The organism is Noviherbaspirillum sp., from assembly GCF_035254865.1.
Classification (GTDB): Bacteria; Pseudomonadota; Gammaproteobacteria; order Burkholderiales; family Burkholderiaceae_D; genus Noviherbaspirillum.
On sequence record NZ_DATFAF010000007.1, the window covers coordinates 20,028 to 41,893 of the forward strand.

General features: G+C 60.5%; 26 protein-coding genes. 9 read left to right on the forward strand and 17 right to left on the reverse strand.

The genetic code is table 11. The features are described from left to right. The first annotated feature begins 33 nt into the window (after positions 1 to 33). The 7 genes from flgF (at position 34) to flgL (ending at position 7,600) form a co-directional block, all read left to right on the forward strand. Entirely contained in the window at positions 34 to 777 is a 744-nt protein-coding gene (flgF, locus tag VJ651_RS02020) for a flagellar basal-body rod protein FlgF (RefSeq protein ID WP_324105821.1), read from the forward strand. Positions 778 to 854: 77 nt separating this feature from the next. Then, on the forward strand, positions 855 to 1,637 hold the full coding sequence (flgG, locus tag VJ651_RS02025; protein ID WP_324105822.1) for a flagellar basal-body rod protein FlgG: 783 nt from the start codon (positions 855 to 857) through the stop codon (positions 1,635 to 1,637). 24 nt (positions 1,638 to 1,661) lie between these two features. Next, the gene (locus VJ651_RS02030) at positions 1,662 to 2,333 is read left to right on the forward strand and encodes a flagellar basal body L-ring protein FlgH (protein ID WP_324105823.1); all 672 of its coding nucleotides are present in this window, start codon (positions 1,662 to 1,664) and stop codon (positions 2,331 to 2,333) included. Positions 2,334 to 2,427: 94 nt separating this feature from the next. Next, on the forward strand, positions 2,428 to 3,483 hold the full coding sequence (locus VJ651_RS02035) for a flagellar basal body P-ring protein FlgI (protein ID WP_324105840.1): 1,056 nt from the start codon (positions 2,428 to 2,430) through the stop codon (positions 3,481 to 3,483). 12 nt (positions 3,484 to 3,495) lie between these two features. Beyond that, positions 3,496 to 4,350 (forward strand): flagellar assembly peptidoglycan hydrolase FlgJ, encoded by an 855-nt coding sequence (gene flgJ / locus VJ651_RS02040; RefSeq protein ID WP_324105824.1) that lies wholly within the window; start codon positions 3,496 to 3,498, stop codon positions 4,348 to 4,350. 95 nt (positions 4,351 to 4,445) lie between these two features. Beyond that, positions 4,446 to 6,368, forward strand: coding sequence for a flagellar hook-associated protein FlgK (flgK, locus tag VJ651_RS02045; protein ID WP_324105825.1), 1,923 nt, complete (start codon positions 4,446 to 4,448; stop codon positions 6,366 to 6,368). A gap of 20 nt (positions 6,369 to 6,388) precedes the next feature. Further along, complete coding sequence (gene flgL / locus VJ651_RS02050) at positions 6,389 to 7,600, forward strand: flagellar hook-associated protein FlgL (protein ID WP_324105826.1); 1,212 nt, start codon at positions 6,389 to 6,391, stop codon at positions 7,598 to 7,600. 45 nt (positions 7,601 to 7,645) lie between these two features. Here the strand turns inward: flgL and fliR are convergent, their stop codons facing one another. Beyond that, positions 7,646 to 8,404, reverse strand: coding sequence for a flagellar biosynthetic protein FliR (gene fliR, locus VJ651_RS02055; RefSeq protein ID WP_324105841.1), 759 nt, complete (start codon positions 8,402 to 8,404; stop codon positions 7,646 to 7,648). Here fliR and VJ651_RS02060 point away from each other — a divergent pair. Continuing rightward, positions 8,334 to 8,498 carry a hypothetical protein gene (locus VJ651_RS02060; RefSeq protein WP_324105842.1) on the forward strand — a complete coding sequence of 55 codons (165 nt, stop codon included), beginning with the start codon at positions 8,334 to 8,336 and terminating at the stop codon, positions 8,496 to 8,498. The genes fliR and VJ651_RS02060 overlap by 71 nt on opposite strands. A 61-nt stretch (positions 8,499 to 8,559) precedes the next feature. Here VJ651_RS02060 and fliQ read toward each other — a convergent pair whose 3' ends face one another. From fliQ to fliF, 12 genes are all read right to left on the reverse strand, one after another. Continuing rightward, positions 8,560 to 8,829 (reverse strand): flagellar biosynthesis protein FliQ, encoded by a 270-nt coding sequence (gene fliQ / locus VJ651_RS02065; RefSeq protein ID WP_136416187.1) that lies wholly within the window; start codon positions 8,827 to 8,829, stop codon positions 8,560 to 8,562. A gap of 9 nt (positions 8,830 to 8,838) precedes the next feature. Beyond that, positions 8,839 to 9,615, reverse strand: coding sequence for a flagellar type III secretion system pore protein FliP (gene fliP, locus VJ651_RS02070; RefSeq protein WP_324105827.1), 777 nt, complete (start codon positions 9,613 to 9,615; stop codon positions 8,839 to 8,841). Beyond that, the gene (gene fliO, locus VJ651_RS02075) at positions 9,599 to 10,012 is read right to left on the reverse strand and encodes a flagellar biosynthetic protein FliO (protein WP_324105828.1); all 414 of its coding nucleotides are present in this window, start codon (positions 10,010 to 10,012) and stop codon (positions 9,599 to 9,601) included. The genes fliP and fliO overlap by 17 nt, the downstream gene beginning before the upstream one ends. Then, the gene (gene fliN, locus VJ651_RS02080; RefSeq protein WP_136416194.1) at positions 10,009 to 10,428 is read right to left on the reverse strand and encodes a flagellar motor switch protein FliN; all 420 of its coding nucleotides are present in this window, start codon (positions 10,426 to 10,428) and stop codon (positions 10,009 to 10,011) included. The genes fliO and fliN overlap by 4 nt, the downstream gene beginning before the upstream one ends. Then, complete coding sequence (gene fliM / locus VJ651_RS02085) at positions 10,421 to 11,422, reverse strand: flagellar motor switch protein FliM (RefSeq protein WP_292935011.1); 1,002 nt, start codon at positions 11,420 to 11,422, stop codon at positions 10,421 to 10,423. Before fliM ends, fliN begins: the two co-directional genes overlap by 8 nt. 4 nt (positions 11,423 to 11,426) lie before the next feature. Then, complete coding sequence (gene fliL / locus VJ651_RS02090; protein WP_324105829.1) at positions 11,427 to 11,957, reverse strand: flagellar basal body-associated protein FliL; 531 nt, start codon at positions 11,955 to 11,957, stop codon at positions 11,427 to 11,429. Between the two features lie 176 nt (positions 11,958 to 12,133). Next, positions 12,134 to 13,381: a flagellar hook-length control protein FliK gene (locus tag VJ651_RS02095; RefSeq protein ID WP_324105830.1), complete on the reverse strand. Its 1,248-nt coding sequence runs from the start codon at positions 13,379 to 13,381 to the stop codon at positions 12,134 to 12,136. Between the two features lie 7 nt (positions 13,382 to 13,388). Continuing rightward, entirely contained in the window at positions 13,389 to 13,829 is a 441-nt protein-coding gene (gene fliJ, locus VJ651_RS02100) for a flagellar export protein FliJ (protein WP_324105831.1), read from the reverse strand. 29 nt (positions 13,830 to 13,858) lie between these two features. Beyond that, positions 13,859 to 15,259 carry a flagellar protein export ATPase FliI gene (gene fliI / locus VJ651_RS02105; RefSeq protein ID WP_324105832.1) on the reverse strand — a complete coding sequence of 467 codons (1,401 nt, stop codon included), beginning with the start codon at positions 15,257 to 15,259 and terminating at the stop codon, positions 13,859 to 13,861. Beyond that, positions 15,256 to 15,903 (reverse strand): flagellar assembly protein FliH, encoded by a 648-nt coding sequence (locus tag VJ651_RS02110; RefSeq protein ID WP_324105833.1) that lies wholly within the window; start codon positions 15,901 to 15,903, stop codon positions 15,256 to 15,258. Before VJ651_RS02110 ends, fliI begins: the two co-directional genes overlap by 4 nt. A gap of 64 nt (positions 15,904 to 15,967) precedes the next feature. Continuing rightward, the gene (gene fliG / locus VJ651_RS02115) at positions 15,968 to 16,963 is read right to left on the reverse strand and encodes a flagellar motor switch protein FliG (RefSeq protein ID WP_324105834.1); all 996 of its coding nucleotides are present in this window, start codon (positions 16,961 to 16,963) and stop codon (positions 15,968 to 15,970) included. Continuing rightward, a complete protein-coding gene (gene fliF, locus VJ651_RS02120; protein ID WP_324105835.1) occupies positions 16,956 to 18,611 on the reverse strand; it encodes a flagellar basal-body MS-ring/collar protein FliF in 1,656 nt (551 codons plus the stop codon). The genes fliG and fliF overlap by 8 nt, the downstream gene beginning before the upstream one ends. Positions 18,612 to 18,849: 238 nt before the next feature. On the opposite strand from fliF, the gene fliE reads away from it, so the two are divergent. After that, positions 18,850 to 19,191, forward strand: coding sequence for a flagellar hook-basal body complex protein FliE (fliE, locus tag VJ651_RS02125; protein WP_136416216.1), 342 nt, complete (start codon positions 18,850 to 18,852; stop codon positions 19,189 to 19,191). Positions 19,192 to 19,263: 72 nt separating this feature from the next. Here the strand turns inward: fliE and VJ651_RS02130 are convergent, their stop codons facing one another. From VJ651_RS02130 to VJ651_RS02145, 4 genes are read right to left on the reverse strand one after another with little or no spacing between them, the layout of a single operon-like run. Continuing rightward, the gene (locus VJ651_RS02130) at positions 19,264 to 20,031 is read right to left on the reverse strand and encodes a flagellar brake protein (RefSeq protein WP_324105836.1); all 768 of its coding nucleotides are present in this window, start codon (positions 20,029 to 20,031) and stop codon (positions 19,264 to 19,266) included. A 46-nt stretch (positions 20,032 to 20,077) separates the two neighbouring features. After that, positions 20,078 to 20,365 carry an EscU/YscU/HrcU family type III secretion system export apparatus switch protein gene (locus VJ651_RS02135; RefSeq protein ID WP_324105837.1) on the reverse strand — a complete coding sequence of 96 codons (288 nt, stop codon included), beginning with the start codon at positions 20,363 to 20,365 and terminating at the stop codon, positions 20,078 to 20,080. Further along, on the reverse strand, positions 20,352 to 21,497 hold the full coding sequence (locus VJ651_RS02140; RefSeq protein WP_324105838.1) for a flagellar hook-length control protein FliK: 1,146 nt from the start codon (positions 21,495 to 21,497) through the stop codon (positions 20,352 to 20,354). Before VJ651_RS02140 ends, VJ651_RS02135 begins: the two co-directional genes overlap by 14 nt. A 5-nt stretch (positions 21,498 to 21,502) precedes the next feature. Then, positions 21,503 to 21,841: a flagellar protein FliT gene (locus VJ651_RS02145; RefSeq protein ID WP_324105839.1), complete on the reverse strand. Its 339-nt coding sequence runs from the start codon at positions 21,839 to 21,841 to the stop codon at positions 21,503 to 21,505. Positions 21,842 to 21,866 lie beyond the last annotated feature (25 nt).

Here is a 21,866-nt window from a genome sequence, read left to right on the forward strand (position 1 = left end):
TGCGGGCTTTGCCTGCATCGACGGAGGAAACGGATGGATCGCCTCATATACACAGCCATGACTGGTGCGAAGCACATCATGGAGCAGCAGGCCAATACTTCGCACAACCTGGCAAACGCGACCACGACGGGTTTTCGGGCGCAGCTGGATTCGTTCCGGGCCGTGCCTGTCGTCAGTGAAGGGCTGCCGACGCGCGCCTTTGTGGTGGATGCGACAGTCGGGACTGACTTCACGCCGGGGCCGATCCAGAACACCGGGCGCGACCTGGACGTGGCAATTCAAGGCAAGGGATGGATTGCGCTGCAGCTTGAGGATGGCAGCGAGGCCTATACCCGGAACGGCAGCTTCAAGGTCAGCGACAACGGCGTGCTGCAAACGCAAACCGGCATCAATGTGATGGGCGACGGCGGGCCGATCTCGATTCCGCCGGATGTCACCATCTCGGTCGGCAAGGACGGGACGGTATCGGCGATTTCCACTGTCGGCAAGGCCGGTTCCGCCACCACGCTGGGCCGTATCAAGCTCGTCAATCCGCCGGAGGAATCGATCGTTCGCGGCGACGATGGATTGTTCCGTATGAGCGGCGGAGACGCCGCCGATGCCGATGCCGGTGTTGCCGTCATCGGTGGCAGTCTGGAAGGAAGCAACGTGAGCGTGGTTGATGCGATGGTCAACATGATCAGCCTCGCGCGGCAGTTCGAGATGCACATGAGCTTGCTGAAGAATGTGGAGAGCAATGAGGCGAAAGCAAGCCAGCTTTTGTCTTTGACAGGCTAGCATCAGGATCAAAATGAGTCGTAACGTGCCGGCGTAGAACGCTTCGTCGGCGATGAAAGAGGTTTTCGGAGAAAAAAATGATTCGTTCCTTGTGGATTTCAAAAACCGGTCTGGATGCGCAGCAGACGCAGATGGACGTCATCGCCAACAACCTGGCCAACGTGAATACGGCAGGCTTCAAGCGCTCGCGCGCGGTGTTTGAAGACCTGCTCTATCAGACGGTTCGCCAGCCTGGTGCGCAATCCTCGCAGCAGACACAATTGCCGACCGGCCTGCAAATCGGCACCGGCGTGCGCCCGGTTTCCGCAGAACGTGTCTTCACGCAGGGTAATCTGCAACAAACCAACAATGAGAAAGACCTTGCCATCCAGGGCGTCGGATTCTTTCAAGTGCTAATGCCCGACGGAACGACCGCGTACACGCGCGACGGATCGTTCAGTATCGACAACCAGGGCCAACTGGTAACGGCCAGCGGCTATGTTGTCCAGCCTGCTGTGACTGTTCCTGCCAATGCCATCACGATGAGCATCGGTCGCGACGGCACGATCTCGGTCACGCAGCCGGGCGTCAACGCCCCGGTTCAGATCGGCGCGATCCAGCTCGCGACGTTTGTCAATCCGGCCGGGCTGGAAGCAAAAGGCGAGAACCTCTTCATGGAAACCAGCGCATCGGGCAGCCCCAACACCAACACGCCCGGAAGCAACGGCGCGGGCACGCTGGCGCAGGGTTATGTGGAAACGTCCAACGTCAACGTCGTGGAAGAACTGGTGAGCATGATCCAGACCCAGCGTGCGTATGAGATCAACAGCAAGGCAATACAAACATCCGACCAGATGCTGCAGCGCCTTTCCCAGGTCTGATCGATTTTTCGTGGCGAGGCTGACATGAAGTGCGTTCCTGCGATCGTAATTGGTTCTTTGCTGGCGGTATTGCTCGCCGGTTGCGCATCGGTGCCGGAAACGATCATTCAGCATCCGAGCAGCACCATGCCGCAGCAACAAGCCGCGGTTGCGCCATCCAACGGCGCCATCTTCCAGGCATCGGCATACCGGCCCATGTTTGAAGATCGCCGTCCGCGTCTGGTCGGCGACATCCTGACGATTGCAATCAACGAGCGCACAAGCGCCGGGAAGACGGCGGCCGATTCCGCCAGCAAGACCGGCAGCGTGAGTTTTGCTGCGCCAACGCTGTTCGGCGTGCCTTCCACGACGACCGCCAAGGCGTCGCTTTCGGCAACCTCATCCAACAAGTTCGAAGACAAGGGATCGGCCAGCTCCAGCAATACATTCAGCGGAACGATCACTGTCACGGTCGCGCAGGTCCTGTCGAACGGGAACCTGGTTGTTGCCGGCGAAAAGCAGGTCGCGCTCGATAAGGGCGTGGAATACGTACGGTTTTCCGGTGTCGTGAACCCAGACACCGTGGGCGCGGGTAATGTCGTGTCTTCAACGCAAGTAGCGGACGCGCGTGTCGAGTACCGAACCAACAGCCGCATCGACAAGGCTGAAATAATGTCGCAACTGACCCGCTTCTTCCTGAGCATCTTGCCGATGTGATGCCAATGTCGGAATGCATATGAAATACCTCGATCTTATTACGCTGAAAATCCTCAAGCCGCTTGCCATTGCGGCTGTCGCCTGCGCGTGGAGCATGACGCCGGCGCATGCGGAACGCCTGAAGGACCTTGCGTCGATTCAGGGCGTGCGTCAGAACCAGTTGATCGGCTATGGATTGGTGGTCGGCCTGGATGGCAGCGGCGACCAGACGACGCAGACACCATTCACCGTGCAAAGCGTGGTCAGCATGCTGCAAGGGCTCGGCGTTAATCTGCCGCCGAGCTCCAGCCTGCAATTGAAGAATGTGGCGGCGGTGGTTGTTACCGCCTCGTTGCCGGCGTTCGCGCGGCCCGGGCAGACGCTGGACGTCACGGTTTCTTCGATGGGTAATGCGAAGAGCCTGCGTGGCGGGACACTGTTGATGACGCCCTTGAAAGGCGCGGATGGACAGATCTACGGTATCGCGCAAGGCAATGTGCTGGTGGGCGGCGTGGGGGCATCCGCCAACGGCAGCAAAACGCAGGTCAATCATCTCAGCGTGGGCCGCATTTCGGCGGGGGCGACGGTCGAGCGCTCCGTGCCAACGACTCTTGGCAGCGGCGACGCAGTGTATCTCGAGCTCAACGACACCGATTTTTCCACCGCCAGCCGGGTCGTGGATGCAGTCAACCGGCGCTTCGGCGCAGAGACCGCATCAGCGCAGGATGGGCGGGTAATCCGTGTTCGCGCGCCGCTCGGAAGCGACGAGCGCGTGGCCTTCCTGGGCGCACTCGAGAGCCTCAGCATCACGCCCGCGCAGATGGCGGCCAAGGTTATTCTGAATGCGCGCACCGGTTCGGTCGTGATGAACCAGGCGGTGACGCTGGATAGTTGCGCGGTCTCGCATGGCAACCTGTCGGTCGTCATCAACTCGCAGCCAGTGATCAGCCAGCCGGCGCCATTTTCCACCGGGCAGACTGTCGTGGCCGCGACGTCGCAGATCGATATCCAGAAAGAGCCTGGCCAGGTACTCTTGCTCAAGAGCGGTGCATCGCTGGCCGAGGTGGTCAAGGCCCTCAATGCGATCGGTGCGACGCCGCAGGACCTGCTGGCGATTCTGCAAGCGATGAAGGCGGCCGGTTCGCTGCGGGCCGAGCTGGAAATCATTTGATATGGGCGCGTCATGATCAACCCAACCAGCCTCTCGGGAAAGCTCGCGATCGATGTCAAGGACATGAACGAGCTGCGCCAGGCGGCCAAGGCGAATTCGCCCGAAGCGCTGAAGACAGCCGCAACGCAATTCGAGGCGCTGTTCATGAACATGATGTTGAAAAGCATGCGCGAAGCGACGCCGCAAGACGGTATGTTCGACAGCGAGCAGACCCGCATGTATACCTCGATGCTGGACCAGCAGTTGAGCCAGACCATGGCAAGCCGCGGCATCGGCCTGGCTGACGCCTTGTTCAGGCAGCTCTCCGGCAAGGTCGGTAATGCGCCGACTCCGGCGGCGGACGGCATGTCTTCTTCAACGATGGATCCGGCAGCGCTCGGCGGCGCACGGGCGCCATCCTCGCAACCGGCACACATCAAGGACTTCCGCGATCGGCTTGAACCCCATGCGGAAGAGGCCAGCCGCGCCACCGGCATACCCGCCAAGTTCATGCTCGGACAGGCCGCGCTGGAAAGCGGATGGGGCAGGCGCGAGATCATGGAGCAGGATGGCAGTGCAAGCCACAATCTGTTCGGCATCAAGGCCACCGGCGGATGGAAGGGACGGGTCGTCGAAGCCGCCACGACGGAATACGTCAATGGCGAGCCGCAAACGAAGGTGGAGAAATTCCGTGCCTACGATTCCTACGCAGATGCGTTCCGCGACTATGCCAATCTCTTGCGCAGTAATCCGCGCTATGAAAGCGTGCTCGCCAACGCGCAGAGCGCAGAGGGATTTGCCCAGGGCTTGCAGCGGGCGGGTTACGCCACTGATCCGAATTATGCGGCCAAGCTGACGCGCATTATCAGACAGTCATTGTCCGCGTGACAATGTTCCAACAAAGATCATACGTACGGCTCTCAAGTTTCCGGCAGCCGTGCCGATGACTTAGATATCATCGAATCGGCAGAAAAGAGCAAATCATGGCATCCAGTATTCTCGGTGTGGGGCAAAGCGCGCTGAATGCCGCGCAAACCGGCCTGGTCACGACAGGCCACAATATTGCCAACGTGAACACGCCCGGCTACAGCCGACAGGAGATCGTGCAGGTCGCCGCGCCGGCGCAGAATATCGGCGTCGGCTTTGTCGGCAAGGGTACCGAAGTCAGCAACGTTCAGCGGGTTTTCGATCAGTATCTGTACAACCAGGTGCTGTCATCGCAGGTCTCGAAATACTCGGTAGATAGTTACTACTCGCAGATCAAGCAGATCGACAACTTGCTGGCCGATCCGACAGCCGGCGTGTCATCGGCCATGCAGGATTTCTTCGACGGCGTGCAGGACGTCGCTTCCAATCCGAGTTCCGCCGCATCGCGCCAGGCGATGCTGTCATCCGCTACGGCGCTGGCCGCGCGCTTTCAAAGCGTGGGTGGGCGGCTGAACGAAATGCGCCAGGGTGTGAACGACCAGATCACAACCAGCATCGGCGTCATCAACACCTATGCACAGCAAATCGCGAATCTCAATGACGCGATTGAAAAGGCGCAGGGCACTTCCGGCGACAGCAAGCCGGCGAACGATTTGCTCGATCAGCGCGACCAGCTCATTTCCGAGCTGAGCAAAGAAATCAAGGTGACAACCGTCAAGCAGGGCAATAGCGTCAATGTCAGCATCGGCAATGGTCAGGCGCTCACGGTAGGCACGCAGGTTTTCAAACTGGTTCCGGTAACCTCGCAGACCGACCCCAGCAAGATTCAGGTCGGTTACCTCAAGAATGGCGCGGTGAGTCCGCTTGCGGACAGCAGCCTCCCCGGCGGCAAGCTGGGCGGCCTGCTTGACTTCCGCACGAATTCGCTGGATCCGGCGCAAAACTCGCTTGGGCGGGTGGCGACCGGCCTCGCGATGACCTTTAACGCGCAGCATCAGTTAGGGCAGGATCAGAATGGCGCAATCGGTGGCAATTTCTTCACCGCCGGGGCGGCGCAGATCAACCCGAGCAGCCAGAATAACCAGACCGCGCCCATCGCATCGATCGGAGCTGCGATTACCGATGCCAGCAAACTGACAACAAGCGATTATCGTTTGCAGTTCGTTGGCGGCAATTATGTGGTGACGCGTTTATCGGACAACACGCAACTCTATTCGAACGCGGCGTTCCCGGCGGCGGCGAACGTTATTGAAGGGGTGACCCTGACCAATACAGGCACCTTTACCGCCGGTGACGAATTCATCATCAAGCCGACGGCCAATGGCGCTTCCGGTTTTGGCGTTGCGATCAACGATATCGCAAAAATCGCAGCGGCGGCGCCGATTCGCACCGTAGCGCCGACCGCCAATACGGGAACTGGCACGATCAGCGCGGGGACGGTGAATGCACCGCCGCCCGCGAATCCGGACCTGCAGCAGCCGGTCACGATCACGTTTACCTCCGCGACGACCTTTAACGTCACGGGTACGGGCACCGGCAATCCGACCGGCCTCACCTATACGGCGGGCGGGAATATTACCTATAACGGCTGGACCGTGCAGATCAGTGGTGCACCGGCAAGTGGAGACACCTTCACCATCGGGCCGAACACCAATGGCACCGGGGACAATCGCAATGCCTTGCTGCTCGGGGGACTGCAGACGGCGAATACGCTGGCCAACGGCACGTCGACCTATCAGGGCGCCTATACCTATATGGTGAGCCAGGTCGGCAACAAGACGCGTGAGCTGGAGGTGACCAGCCGTGCCGAAGACAAGATGCTCGAGCAGTCGATCGAGGCGCAGCAGGCAACGTCGGGCGTCAATCTCGATGAAGAGGCAGCAAACATGATGCGCTATCAGCAAGCGTACCAGGCAGCCGCAAAGGTCATGCAAACCGCAAGCCAATTGTTTGAGATGCTGCTTAACCTTGGCCAATAAGCCACTAGGAGTTAACGATCATGCGCATCAGTACGAACACCATATTCGACAAGGGCACCGCTCGGATGGGGGAGCTGCAAACCGGAATCGCCAGGACGCAGCAGCAGGTATCGACCGGCCGCAGGATTCTTTCGCCCGCTGATGATCCGGTCGCGTCGGCGCGCGCGCTTGACGTGACGAACGCGCAGGAAATCAATTCGAAATTTGCGACAAACCGGCGCACCGCCAAGGACTCTTTGTCGATGGCGGAAGGTGCGTTGCAGAGCGTGACCAGCCTTCTTCAGGATGTAAAGGCACTCGTGGTCGAGGCCGGGAACGGCGCACTCGACGATACGCAACGCGGCTATATCGCAACCGAGCTGCAGGGGCGCTACGACGAATTGCTTGGCTTGGCCAACAGCCGTGATGGCGTCGGCAACTACATCTTTGCCGGCTACCAGACATCGACGCAACCGTTTTCGGCGACTGCCTCCGGCGCACAGTATGCAGGCGACCAGGGAGCGCGCCTGTTGCAGGTCCATACCGGACGCCAGATGGAAGTCGGCGAAAACGGCGACGCCTTGTTCCAGAAGATCAGCAGCACAGGGACCTTCGCGTCTGCCGCCGCCGGCACCAACAGCGGAAGCGGTGTGATTTCCGCTGGCGCAATTGCCGACGCGTCACTCCTCAATGGGCATAGCTATCGCCTCGACTTCACCGTTGTCGCAGGGCCCGTCACGACATACGCCGTCGTCGACACCACGACCTCTACCACGCTGTCCACCGGGAATCCGTATGTCAGCGGTCAGCCGATAACATTCGGTGGATTGAAGTTCGATGTCAGCGGCGCGCCCGCCAACGGCGATAAGTTTACGGTTCAGCCGACCAGCAACCAGAGCATTTTCACTACGCTGAAAAACCTGATCACGACTTTGCAGGCACCGGGAACAGGGACAGTCGCACGCGGCAACCTCGACCATGGACTTCAAGTTGCCAACGGTAACCTCGATAGCGCCTTGGACCATGTGCTGACGGTGCGCGCTTCGGTTGGCGCAAACCTGAAGGAGATCGATTCGCTCGACAACCTCGGTGAGGACTTGAACGTGCAGTACGCGCAGACATTGTCCGGATTGCAGGACCTCGATTATGTGCAGGCCATCACGGACCTCATGAAACAGCAGACGTCTCTGCAAGCTGCACAACAGTCATTTGCAAAAATCACCAACCTGTCATTGTTCAATTACATCTCGTAATTCTTCAAGCAAGCTGCGTTACGAGGGGCGTCCGGGTGGCGCCTCTTAACGGGGACCCGTCATTGCCGGCGTCGCAATCTGGCGCGTGATCTCCAGCCCCTCGCCAAACAAGCGTTCCAGCGGCGTCGCCAGATACGGAAGCGCAAGCGCAATGATGATAAAGCCAACCCCGAGGGTAATGGGAAAGCCAATGCCGAACAGGTTGAGTTGTGGCGCGGCGCGGGTGAGAATTCCAAGGGCGATATTGGTGACAAGCAGCGCGGCGACGATCGGCAATGACAGTTGCAAGCCGGCGCTGAATATCAGTTGGCCCCAATCGGCAATCTGTTTCATTCCTCTCACGCCAATGGGCGCGGTCGATATCGGCAGCGTGACGAAGCTTTCCGCCAAGGCCGACAACAACATCAAATGGGTATTGGTTGCCAGGAATAGCATCAACATCAGTAGTGCAAGAAACTGACTGATTGCCGATGAGCGGCCGCGCGTTTGCGGATCGAAGAAGGTTGCAAAGCCGAAGCCCATCGTCAGACCCGCGACTTCTCCTGCCATCTCGACGGTAGCGAAAACGACGCGCATGGCAAAACCCATGGCAAGACCGATGATCAATTGCTGGGTGAGAATCAACAAACCGGCCAGCGAAATCGGATCTGCGTCCGGCAGAGACGAGATGGTGGGAGTGATGATCAGTGAAAGCAGAATACCCAAGCCGATCTTGATGCGCACGGGAACACTCATGTTGCCGAACAGCGGCGCAGTTGCGATCAAGCCGAGGATGCGCGTCAGCGGCCACAGGATCGTCGCGATCCAGGCGTTGAGTTCAGCGCTGCTGAAAGTAATCATGCGACTTCATCAACTGGCCGGGCAGGCGCAATGCGCTCCCGGCGGTGCGGCGCATTGATGCTATGCTTTCCTCGCATTCCGTGCATTCGCCGATTCGCAAGCGATCCCAGCGTTTTCAATTACCCGACCATGCCGGGGATGCTGGAAAACATCTGCCGCATGAAGTCGAGCATGACCGTCAGCATCCATGGCCCTGCCACAATCATGGCGACAAAGACGCCAATGAGCTTGGGAATGAACGACAAGGTCATCTCGTTGATCTGCGTTGCGGCCTGGAAGATGCTGACGATCAGACCCACCACCAGCGCAACCAGCAGCATGGGTGCCGACACCATCAGGGTCACTTCGATGGCCTGGCGGCCGATGGTCATCACGCTTTCGGGAGTCATGATTTATCCTCAATAAAAACTTTGCGCAAGAGAGCCGATCAGCAATTGCCAGCCATCGACCAGCACGAACAACATCAGCTTGAAGGGCAGCGATACGATGGCCGGTGACATCATCATCATGCCCATCGACATCAGGATACTGGCCACCACCATGTCGATGATCAGGAAGGGAATGAAGATCGCAAAACTGATCTGGAAGGCGGTCTTCAGTTCGCTGGTGATGAACGCCGGGATCAGCACGCGCAGGGATACGTCCTCAGGGCCGTTCAGCTGCGGCGTGTTGGACAATTTGACGTACAGCGCGAGGTCGGCCTGTCGTGTCTGCTTCATCATGAAGCCCTTGAGCGGTGCGGCTCCGCGTTCCATGGCCTGCGACATCGTGATCTTGTTTTCCGACAGCGGCTGATACGCATCGGCATAAATCTTGTCGAATACCGGCCCCATCACGAACAGCGTCAGAAACAGCGCGAGTCCGATCAATACCTGGTTGGGCGGTGCCGTCTGCGTGCCGAGTGCCTGCCGCAAGAGCGACAGCACGATGATGATGCGGGTGAAGCTCGTCATCATCAGCAGCGCAGCCGGCAGCAGCGACAGGCCCGTGAGCAGGATCAGCGTCTGCAGGCTGAGCGAGTAGGTCTGTCCGCCGCCGGGGCCAGGAGTGCTGGTGATTGCCGGCAGCCCGACCTGCGCGGCCGCGATGAGCGGTATGCCGAGCAGGGCCAGGGGCAGGAGACGGGAAAGGATCTTTACTGCGGAGTACGCAAGGTTGCTAGTGTTGATTGCCATTGCGTTTTTCAATTGTTTGCTTGAGCCATGCGGCAAAATTCGTTGCGGCCGGCGCGATGTCCGGCAGCGGGGAGATTTCCTGGCGCGGCATGCTGGAAAGGGCATTGACCCGCCCCGGAGCCACGCCAACCACGATCCATTGATCGGCGACTTCCACCACGATCACGCGCTCGCGATTGCCGACGCTGACGCCGCCGATGACTTTGACGACACTGTTGGTGCTCGTGCCCGCAAGGCCGATGCGCTTCAGGATCCACGCCGCGCCCGCCATCAGAGCAAGTACGACGACCAATCCCAATGACACCTGCAGCAGACTTCCGGTGGAAGCGGGAGCCTGCTCAGCCGCAAAACCAGGGATGGCAAGCAACAGCGCCGGGAGGATACGCAGACGCATCATTTGTTGAGTTTTCTGATCCGTTCGGACGGCGTGATGATGTCGGTAAGGCGGATACCGAACTTGTCGTTCACCACCACGACTTCGCCTTGCGCAATCAGGCAGCCATTGACCAGGACATCCATCGGTTCGCCGGCCAGACCATCAAGCTCCACGACGGAGCCTTGCGCCAGTTGCAGCAGATTCTTGATCGCGATCTTCGTGCGGCCGAGTTCCACCGTGAGCTGCACCGGAATATCGAGAATGAAATCGATATCATTATGCGTGCCGGTCTTGACGCTGCCGCTGGAAAAATCCTGGAACATCGCCGCCGCGGCCTGCTGCTTTTGCACCGCTGCCTGTTCGGCCTGTGCCTGCTCGGCGAAAGCCGCCCCCCAATCGTCGTCGGCTGTCGTCTGGGTATCGTTTTCGTCAGCCATGTTCTTCTCCTTGCGTGAAATCGTTGGTGCTATAGGTCAGGAGCTTTTCCACGCGCAGGGCATACTGACCGTTGAATTTTCCGTAACTGCATTCCATCACCGGCACGCCGTCCACCTTGGCGGCGACGGTTTCCGGGATGCTGATCGGGATGATGTCGCCGACTTTCATGTTCAGGATGTCGCCCAGCGACGATCTCGCGGTGCCCAGGTCGGCGACAAGCTGCACTTCCGCGGTCTGGATCTGCTGCGTCATCAGGCGCACCCAGCGCTTGTCCATTTCCAGCGTCTCGCCTTGCAGGCTGCTGGTCAGGATGTCGCGGATCGGCTCGATCATCGAATAGGGCGTGCAGAAATGCATCTCGCCGCTCACCGGGCCGAGCTCGATGGTGAAGGTGGTGGCGACCACCACTTCGTTCGGCGTGGCGATATTGGCGAACTGCGTATTCATCTCGGAGCGCACATATTCGAACTCGACCGGGTAGACCGGCTCCCAGGACTTCGCGTAAGTTTCGAACACGATGCCGAGAATGCGCTGGATGATGCGTTGCTCGGTCTGCGTGAAATCGCGGCCTTCGACGCGGGTGTGGAAGCGCCCGTCGCCGCCGAACAGATTGTCGACCAGCAGGAACACCAGGTTCGGATCGAACACCATCAGCGCGGTGCCGCGCAGAGGCTTCATGTGGACCAGGTTGAGGTTGGTCGGCACTACGAGGTTGCGGATGAATTCGCTGTATTTGTGCACGCGCACCGGGCCGATCGACACTTCGGCGCTGCGGTGCAGGAAGTTGAACAAGCCGATACGCAGCAGGCGCGCGAAACGCTCGTTGATGATTTCCAGCGTCGGCATCCGGCCACGGACGATGCGTTCCTGCGTGGCCAGGTTGTATGGACGTATCCCCGATTCGTCTTCCGGCGCGGCACTTTCGTCCTGATCGCCGGTGACGCCCTTGAGCAGGGCATCGACTTCTTCCTGGGAAAGGAAATTGTCAGCCATGATGTTACTGAATGACGAAGGACGTGAAGAAGACGCCTGTCACCGCCTGCGGCGGGCTCTGCGGTGTGAACGGTTGCTTCACCTTGGCGATGATTTCATCCTGCAGCTTTTTCTTGCCTTCCTCGGTCGCGAGTTCGGAAGGCTTCTTGGTGGACAGCAGCAGCAGGATGCGGCTGCGCACCAACGGCATGTACACCTTGATCAGCTCGACCTGGGCTTCGTCGGCAACCTGCATCGTGAACGCCACTTGCAGATACTGGTCGCCGTTCTCGTGCTGCAGGTTGACAGTGAATGGATCCATCACGACAAAGACAGGTGGCTTGGGGGCCACGCGCTTCTTTGCCGTTGCGTGTGCTTCGTCACTGGAATCCGTGAAGTACCATGCGGCGCCGGTGCCGCCGCCGATGAGGAGCAGCGCGATGGAGAGAAGCATGAAAAGCTTCTTCTTCGATTTCTTGGGAGCGGCTGAATCGTTTTCGGCGCTCGCTTCCGCGATCGGCACGACTTTCGGGTTTGGTTTCGGCGCTGTTGCCATCGTTTTCCTCTTTCAATCCGCTGAATCCGCAGTGCGGTCTTCATTCAGATTTTTCACGCGTATGCTTGCTTCCGATTATCCGGAAAAACTATCGTCAGGATGCGTCGAAAAGAGGGATGAAGTCAATGCATATTCGCGCTTCCAGGGACAGCGCAAGCCTCTCCGAACCTCGGCGCTCAGACGAAGGTGTCGACCAGGCCCAGCCCGGAGTTGGCCGGCTGGATGCGGGTCACGCGTATCGGTGCATCGTTGCGGGTGTCCGCCTGCTCGATGCGATGCGTCGGATGGGCGTTGTGCTGGTCCGGCGCATTGTGCTGATTCGGCGAGCCGCTGTTGACCGTTGCCTGTCCGAGCTGGATGCCTGCCTCGCCCAGCATGTCGCGCAGTTTCGGCAGCGCCGCTTCAAGCGCCTGGCGCACTTCCGGCTGGGCCGCGGTGAAGGTGGCGCTGGCGTGCGAATTCGAGACGTTCAGCACGACTTGCAAGGGGCCGAGATCCGGCGGATTGAGCGTGAGGGATGCGCTTTGTTGTTCGCCTGCTACCATCCAGACAACTTTTTGCCCCAAGGCCTGATCCCACGCCGGCGTGCCGACGCGTGGCGAGAGTTGTTCCACCGCATGGGCAAGCGCGGGTTGCGCCGCGTGGAGTGCGGCCGACTGAATCTGCTGCATGCCGTTCGCACTGGTGGCGACGGATTCTTTCATCTCGTTGGCGAAATCCGGAACGCTTGCCGCGAGCGCCGTACCGCGCGACGGGTCCTTGTCCTTGGCGGCGATGTCAGGTGCGGCTGCGCTTGCTGCCGCAGGCAGGTCCGCGCGCTGCGCTCCGTTCGTTTCCGGCCGTGACCGTGTCGTTGCTGTCTTGTCTGTCAAAGCGGAGAGTTTGGTGTCCTGCTTCTCCGAAAGGGGTTTTCCCTTGGGAGTGAGCGCCTGCGTGGTGTCGGTCACTTGCGTGCTTGCGAGCGCTGCGATGGTGGATGCGTCCGTCGTGCCGGCGGCAGTGACCAGCGCAGGATCTGTCGGGGTCGATGCGTCCTTTACGTTGGTCGCCTTGGTTTCTCCCTTTTGCGCAAGCGGGTTCGTCATTTGCGTGAGGTTGGCGACCAGTGCGAGCATTTCCTCCGGCAGCGTCACGCCTGCGGGCGTGGCATCGCTGGTGCTGGCGGTGTCGTCCTTGGCGCTGCCCGCGTCCGCTGACTTGGCTTCGGGCGCTTGCTTATTATCGCTCGTGGAGGAGTTCTTTGCGGCGTTTGTGTTCCCCGCGTCGGACCGGGCAGGGGCTTCGCTTGCTTCATGGCGGTTCGCCACTTCGCGCGACAGCACCTGGCCGAACGGCGCGGATGACGAATTGGCATCGGGCTGCTTTGCTGCCGGCGCGGGGCTCGAAAGCGCATTGACCGGATTCATGACCTGAGATGTCTGCATGTCTGTCTTACCGTTTGTAGTTTGCCTGCCGGGTTGCGTATTCGTCCATCAACTTTTGATCGCGCTTGTTTTCCTTGCGCTGCTCTGCCTGGTGCACGCGCGTCGCAAGCGTGTCGTAAGAGATGCGCTTGCGCTCGCAAGACTGCCATGCATTGCGTTCGGCCGCGATGCGGTGCTTTGCATCATTGACAATCTGCTGCTGGCCGGCGATTGCTGTATCGAGCTTCTCCAGAAACATCTGGAAATTGCGATAGCCCGCCGCGCTGATACCCGCCGCCATGCCTGCCTTCAGGCGCGACTCGTAGTCGTCGCGGTACTGCATCAGCAGCGCGAGCTTCTGCTCGGTGTCCGCGCAGGTACGAATCGCCATGCCGAGCCGCTTTGCGGCGTCGTCGGTCTGGCTTGTTGCCAATTCAATAAGCGTGTCGAGAGCAGAGTTTGTTGCCATGATTCATTATAGGTCTGCATTTTCGAAACCTATCCTCCGAATAGCGCGGCAAGTTGCCCCAAGCTCTCCTGAATGCCCGAACGTTCCATGATTCCTTGCTGCAGGAAGGCTTCGATTCGCGGATGCAGATTGATGGCCTGGTCCAGCACCGGATCCGAGCCTGCGCTGTAGGCGCCGACGCTGATCAGGTCGCGGTTGCGCTGATAGCGGGAATACAACTGTTTCAACTGGCGCGTGAGCTTCTGGTGGTCTTCGCTCGTGATGTTGTGCATGGCGCGGCTGATCGACTGTTCGACGTCGATCGCGGGATAGTGTCCTGCATCGGCCAGCGTACGGTTGAGCACGATGTGGCCGTCCAGGATCGCGCGCGCCGCATCGGCGATCGGATCCTGCTGGTCGTCGCCTTCGGTCAGTACGGTGTAGAAAGCGGTGATAGAGCCGCCGCCGACTTTGCCGTTGCCGGCACGTTCGACGAGTGTTGGCAGTTTTGCAAACACTGATGGCGGATAACCCTTGGTGGCTGGCGGCTCGCCGATTGCGAGTGCGATTTCGCGCTGTGCCATGGCATAACGGGTGAGTGAATCCATGATCAGCAACACGCTCTTGCCCTGGTCGCGGAAATACTCGGCAATCGAATGCGCATAGGCCGCACCTTGCAGGCGCATGAGCGGCGGCGTGTCGGCCGGCGCGGCGACAACGACGGAGCGCGCCAGTCCGGCCGTGCCGAGAATCTGTTCAATGAATTCCTTCACTTCGCGGCCGCGTTCGCCGATCAGACCGACCACGATCACGTCCGCGCCGGTATAACGCGCCATCATGCCGAGCAACACGCTCTTGCCGACGCCGGAACCTGCGAACAGTCCCATGCGCTGGCCGCGACCGACGGTCAGCATGCTGTTGATCGCCCGTACGCCGACGTCGAGGATGTCGGTGATCGGCGCACGCGTGAGCGGGTTGGCGGCGCGCACATTGAGCGGCGCGGCATGCATGGTATTGAGCGGGCCGAGGTTGTCCAGCGGTCTGCCGGCGCCGTCGAGCACGCGGCCGAGCAATTCCTCGCCGACCGGCAGATGCCGTCCGCGATCGCTCGGGCGACGGCGCGGGTGGGCGACGGTGCCGGGGCGCGGCAGACTTTGCGCAACCTCGACCGGAAACACGCGGGTGCCCGGCACGATGCCTTCCACATCGCTCTGCGGCATGAGGAACAGTTTGTCGTTTTCAAAACCGACCACTTCGGCTTCGATGCGTGCGCCGCTGGGCAAGGGTACCGTGCATGCGCTGCCGACGGCCAGCCTCAAGCCGACGGCTTCCATCACCAGGCCGGCCACGCGCGTGACGCGGCCGGACACCTGCATTGGTTCGGGAATCGAGACCAGCGCCCTGCAGTCGCGCAGGTAAGCTTGCCAGCGCGCGTTGTGACCGCCTGTCATTCCAGCCAGTCCGATTGTTTGCCGAGCGCGTCGGCGATGCGCTGCCAGCGCACGGCGGGTGCCGCGTCGATCTGGTTGCTGGCGGTCTCCACGCGGCAGCCGCCGCGCTCCATCTGCAAATCCTCTGCCACGCGCCAGCCGGCCTTGGCCAGTTCATCGGCCATGTGGCTCTTGACGATTTCGGCATCCTGCGGATGCAGCACCAGCAGGGCGGGTTGCTGCAGGCTGGGCAGGTAGCGGATCGCTTCGCCGACGATCGACAGCACGATTTCCGGGCGTACCTTGAGTGCCGTTTTCAGCATGGCCTTGGCCATGTCGAGCGAGAGGTTGAGGATGTCGTCCGCGACTGCCTCGCTTGCGCGCGCAACCTCACCCGAAAAGTTTTCAGCCACCTGGCGCAACAGCAGCAACTCGCGCGCGGCTTCGGCGCGCCCTGATTCCAGACCGGCGGCACGCCCTTGCGCAAAGCCTTCCTCATGGCCTTGACGACGTGCGTCCTCGCGCAGTTTGGCAAGCTGCTCCGCCTGAAGCTTCGCATTGGCCTGCGCGTTGTGCTGCATGCTTGGGCGCTCGTCGCCAAAGGAGGCCAGTTCCCAGCGCTGGTAGGCGGACAACTGTTCTTTGGGGATGGCATTGGAGCTCATGGCTTGATCCTGACAATAGATTATTTCTGGCGATACAAGCGTTCAGCCGTCCTCGGGGACGACGTCAAATATAGGCATCCTCGCCCTTGGCGCCAAGGATGATCTGACCTTCGTCCGCCAGGCGGCGCACGATCTGCAGGATTTCCTTTTGCTGCGCTTCCACTTCCGACAGGCGTACCGGGCCTTTCGATTCGAGGTCTTCGCGCATCATCTCGGCCGCGCGCTGCGACATGTTCTTGAAAATCTTCTCGCGCAAGTCCTGGTTGGCGCCCTTGAGCGCAACGATGAGCGATTCGGACTGCACTTCGCGCAACAGGATCTGGATGCCGCGGTCGTCGATGTCGATGATGTTGTCGAACACGAACATCTCGTCCATGATTTTCTGCGCCATGTCGCCATCGTAGTTCTTCAGGCTGTCCATCACCGAGGTTTCGACTTCGCCGGACAGGAAGTTGAGAATTTCCGCCGCCGAGCGCACGCCGCCGATCGGCTTTTTCTTCAGGCTTTCGTTGCCGGTCAGGAGCTTGGTCAGCACTTCGTTCAGCTCGCGCAGCGCGGCCGGCTGCACGCCGTCCAGCGTGGCGATGCGCAACACCACATCATTGCGCAGGCGCTCGGAAAAATAGGTCAGGACTTCGGACGCGTGATAGCGCTCCAGGTGAACCAGGATGGTGGCGATGATCTGCGGATGCTCGTTGCGCACCAGGTCTGCGACGGACTGCGCGTCCATCCACTTCAGGCTTTCGATGCCGCTGGCGTCGCGCGTGCCGAGAATGCGGTTGAGCAGGGACGATGCCTTGTCTTCGCCCAGCGCCTTGGTCAGCACGGTGCGGATGTATTCGTCCGAATCGAGGCCGAAGGAAGTGTTCTGCTCGGTCTCCGAACGGAAATCGTCGAGCACTTTTTCAAGCTGCTCGCTGGCGACCGCTTTCATGGTCGACATCGCCGCGCCGAGCTTCTGTACCTCGCGCGGGCCGAGATACTTCATCACTTCGGCGGCTTCTTCCTCGCCCAGTGCCAGCATCAGGATTGCCCCTTTCATGACGCCGTCTTCACTCATTTGTTCCCACCCATGCCTTTACCACGTTTGCGACCATCTTGGGATCGTTTCGCGCCAATTGCTTGGCCGCGTCCAGGTTGTCCTGATAGGTGCGTTGCTTGCTTCCCATCGGCTCCACATCATGCGAAATCTGCGCTACCGCGGTCTCCGGCGGCGCTGCGGGCGGCTCGAAAGTCTTTGCAATCTTGCGCAGCAAGGGCTTCAACACCGCGAAGAACAGGTAGGCCAGGATCGCTGCGGCGAGGACATACTTGCCGGCGCCCATTGCCATGTTCAGCGCCTCGGGACGCTTCCAGATCGGCGTCTCGGGAATCACTTCCTTCTCGGCGCCGGCAAACGGGCTGTTTACGACATTGAGCGAGTCGCCGCGATCCTTGCTGAAACCCATGGCTTCCTTGACCAGATCCGTGATCTGGGCTTTCTCCGCGTCGCTCAGGGGCTTCATCGTGACCTTGCCGTCCTTGCCGATTTCCTTCTTGTAGTTCACCACGACCGCCACCGACAGGCGCTGGATGCCGCCCATGGGTTGTTGCGTGTAGCGCACCGTCTTGTCAACTTCGTAATTGACGGTCATGTCCTTGTGCGCATTGCCCGATGCGGCAGCGGCAGCGGCAGCGGGTGCGGCGGCATTGGCGCTTGCAGTCGGTGCGGTGAGCGGCGCGGTGGCAGGCGCGGGCGGCTGATTGCTCAGCGCACCCGGCACGCCGGATGCCGTGGCAGGCGCGCCGTTCTGCGATTCGCTCAACTGCTGGCTGCGAATGGCAGAGGTGTTCGGTGCCTGGTTCGGCTTGTAGATCTCCGCCGCCTGCTCGGTGTGGGAGAAGTCCACATCGGCGGTGGCTTCCGCGCGCACGTTGTTGAGTCCGACGATGGGCGTCAGGATCGATTCGATGCGCTTGACGATGTTTTGCTGCAGCTCCTGCACATACTTCAGCTGGGTCGGATCGAGGCCGTTGCCGCTTCCCGGTGCGCGGACTTCCGACAGGAGATTGCCGTTCTGGTCGACGACGGTGACATTCTTGGTCGGCAGGTCCGGGACGCTGCTGGCCACCAGGTGCACGATGGCACTGACTTGCTGTTCGTCCAGCGTGCGGCCGGCATGCAGATTCAGCAGCACCGACGCCGTCGGCTTTTGCTGGTCGCGGATGAACACCGATGCTTTCGGCAGCGCCAGGTGCACGCGCGCTGCCTGTACGGCGGCAAGTGACTGGATGGAACGGGCCAGCTCGCCTTCCAGCGCGCGCTGGAAGTTGACCTGTTCGAGGAACTGCGAAACGCCGAGTTTCTGGTTTTCCATCAACTCGAAGCCGACGCTGCCGCCTTTGGGCAAGCCTTGCGAAGCCAGCTTCAGCCGCACATCGTGTACCTGGTTGCCGGGCACCAGAATGGCGGCCCCGCCTTCGGCAAACTTGTACGGCACGTTCATCTGTTGCAAGGACGACACGATGGCGCCGCCGTCACGATCGGAGAAATTCGAGAACAGCACGCGATAATCCGGCTGCTGGCTCCACATCCACACGCCGGACATGACGGCCGCGACCGCCGCCACGCCGAGCATCAGGAAAAAATTCCGTCCTCCCGGCGTCTGCGCGAAGCCGACAATGCCTGAACCGGCGGGGACGACGGCGTTTTCGCCTGCTACAGCCATGGTCCGCCTCCCGGGTAGGTGCCGCGATGCGTGTTGTTTTTCATGTCATGTCCACATATTCGAGGTTTATGCCTTAGTGCAGGATTTTCGGCTTCTTGCACAAATTTAATCGTTGGAACAGAGCGCGATTCTTGCCGTTTATCTTCCGCAGGCATGGCCGGTTCGCGTGATACCTTAGCGTCGTGGAAAAAGGTGTCTGCCGTTGCTGGCTGACGGTAATTGATTGAATGGGGGCCGCATGAAAACCGGAATGATCGATGCAAGCAGAATCGAGGCGATGATTTCTCAGCTCAAGGCTGCGGCGACCCGCCCTCAGGATGGCATCGACGCGCCCCAGCTCGGCCAGGCGGCACCCAAGGTCGACTTTGCCAGCGCACTGAAGGCAACGCTGGACCAGGTCAACGGCGCTCAGCAGAAATCGGAAGATATGGCGAAGCGATTCGTCCTCGGCGACGATACCGTCAGCCTGTCGGATGTGATGATCAATTCGCAGAAGGCAAGCATCGCTTTCCAGGCAACCGTCCAGGTGCGCAACAAGCTCGTATCCGCCTACCACGACATCATGAACATGCAGGTATAAGGGCGCTTTTACGGCCTTCCTGGCCATGTGCACGCGCGCGTCCGCCGCACCTCCATCTCCACCTGCGCCGCTTCAGCCCATTCCAGTCGCTTTCGCATTCCGCTCGCGCTCCAGCTTGGTAATGTAACGCTGTACCGCCGACATCATCGGTTTGGGCGGGTCGACGAACATGCATCCCAGCTTGCGAATCGATTTCCCGCTGGTCAGCGTGTAATCGTGCGAATTGCGAATCTGCAGATCCACCACGACCTGGCTGCCGCCGGGCAGATCGATCCGGCACGCCTTGTAAATGCGGCCGATCGTATTGTCGAGCATCTTTTTCTCGTCGACGATGGCGATACCGCCGCCGCTGATGTCCTTCAGCGTGACGATGACCGTCGTGCCGGCGCCACCGGTGTCATCGGGAGGGACATGAATGCTGCAGCGAAGCGGATTGGCGACCGGAGTCGGTATGCGGTAGTGCTCGCGCCGCTGCAGGCGTACCAGCGTCGCGGGGATGGCGATGTACAGGGCAGGGAGGTTTTCATACAGGCATTCGCCGACCTTGTCTGCGAAAAACAGGATGCGGATGTTATCCAGCACGGTCTCAAATGAGACGTTGTCACTTTCCAGAATGCGCTGGTTGAGCATATTGCTCGGCGCGCGGTCGATCACCACGATGCCGGTTTTTTCGTCGACCGCCAGCACCGAAGTGACAACGGAGTCCGAACCGCCGTCGGCTTCCATGCTGACAAGCTGGTTGCGCTCCTGCATGCCGCGCAGCAGGCTGATGATCTCGCGCCGGGAATGCACCTGATACGGGCTAACATCCTCCGTTCCGAACTTGGTATTGAATGCCATTGATGTCAACTTTTCCTGCGCAGTTTTCTGTTTGTCAAGGCAGGGCTTACCTTCCCTTGTCTCCGTTGTGCCTGGCGGCGTCAATATGGTATAGCCACGCGAGCAATTCCGCTACTACTCGATACAAGGCGGGCGGAATATGGCGATCCAAGTCAACCTGCATCAGCAGCGCAACCAGCTCCTTCGACTCGTGCACGAAGACACCGTGCTCGCGTGCGCGGGATATGATTTCTTCCGCGATCAGCCCACGCCCCTTGGCGACCACCTTCGGTGCCAGATCTCCGGTCTGATAGGCCAGCGCAACGGCGTTCTGGGCGGGGTTAGGGCGATTCATTGCGCTTCACCAAAAACATGTCGAGCGGCGCGCCCGCCGCTTCCAGGGCGTCGGCAAGACTGCCGCTATGCTGGCGCAGCGATTCGGCGGCATCCTCGCTCGCGGCATTGATCTGGACATGCACGCGCGAATCGGTCAGTCGTACCGTCGCCGATATTTCGCCCAGATGCGGCAGCTCGAAGCGTACCGTGCTGGTCCAGGACGATTGTTGCTGTTCCGCGGATCCTTCTTTCTGCTTGTCCTCGCGGACTTCCCATTCCATCGGCTGGCCCGGCCACAGCTCGCCCTGCCAGCGCACCTGGTGGTGTTCCAGCGCATTGAGCTGAAGATTGATGAGGCGACCCGATTCCTGATCGATCGTCGGCAATTCCTCGGGCGGGCGCGAGATGACGTCGACATCGGTGGTGGCCGGGTTTCCCGGCTGGGATTGCGCTTCGCGCATCAGGTCGAGCAATGCCTGCGCGCCGCTGCCCAGTTCGCGCATGCCCGCCGCCAGCCTGGTCAGATCAATATTGGCGGGGTTTTGCTCGGTTGTGTGATGCGCCCGATTCGACGATGCTTGCGGGAGTTGCGCCTGCGGTTCTTGCGCGAGATCCGCCAGTGAACGGCTGCCGCTGATCCAGTCATGCAGATGCGATTCGTAGAACACGCCGCTGGAGGCGAGTGCTTGGAAAAGGCTGGTGGCAACCGTCTTCGGATCGGCCGCCGCGACCGCCGGAGCGCTCACCAGCGGCGTGCGTCCGGGAATCACGTCTGGCGCGCCATCCTGCTCGGCGGATTGCAGAAGATGATCGATCAAGCGCGCGGTTGTGCTGAGCGAAGCCGTCGTGCTGCCTTGCTGCATGAGCAGAAAGGTAGGGCGCGGCTCGCGCGCAACGAACACCATGGAAAGCTGGTCGCCGACTCGGGTGCCGACCGGAAGCGCCATGCGCGCGGTCGTATCGGCAACCTTGACCAGATAGGTGCCGTCGTCCAGCATCGCATCCACGGTCGCGTGCAGTTCCTTGCCGATCGCGATTTGCGTCAGCCTGCGAAATATCTCCTGGCGCGAATCGGTCGCGGAGACGACAGGCGTAGGGGCCTCAAGCGAGGCCGGGGGGCGGGTAGTGTTGAGATCGGCCCGCGGGAGCATGGCCGCTATCCGGCCTGGTTCGCGCCGTAGGCCTTCGAGAGTTTGCGCTCGGTGCCTGCGCTGTTGATCATGACCGACAGTCGCGCCATCCACGGCTCGGTGATGTCGCGAATCTGACGGTCATCCTCAAGAATCTTCTTGATGATTCGCGTCTTCTTTTCACGCGCCATCGGCGTGAGCGGCTGGCGCGGCTGATCATTCTGCTTGATGATTTCCACCTGGCTGGAGCAGCGAGACTCTAACGCGGCCAGCTGTTCCCAATCGCCCGTACGTGCGGCCGCCAGCATCTGATCGGTGATGTCGGCAACGGTCTCGTAGAGTGCAAGGATTTCTTGGTTGTCCATTTGATCAGGCTTTCACTAGGCGGGA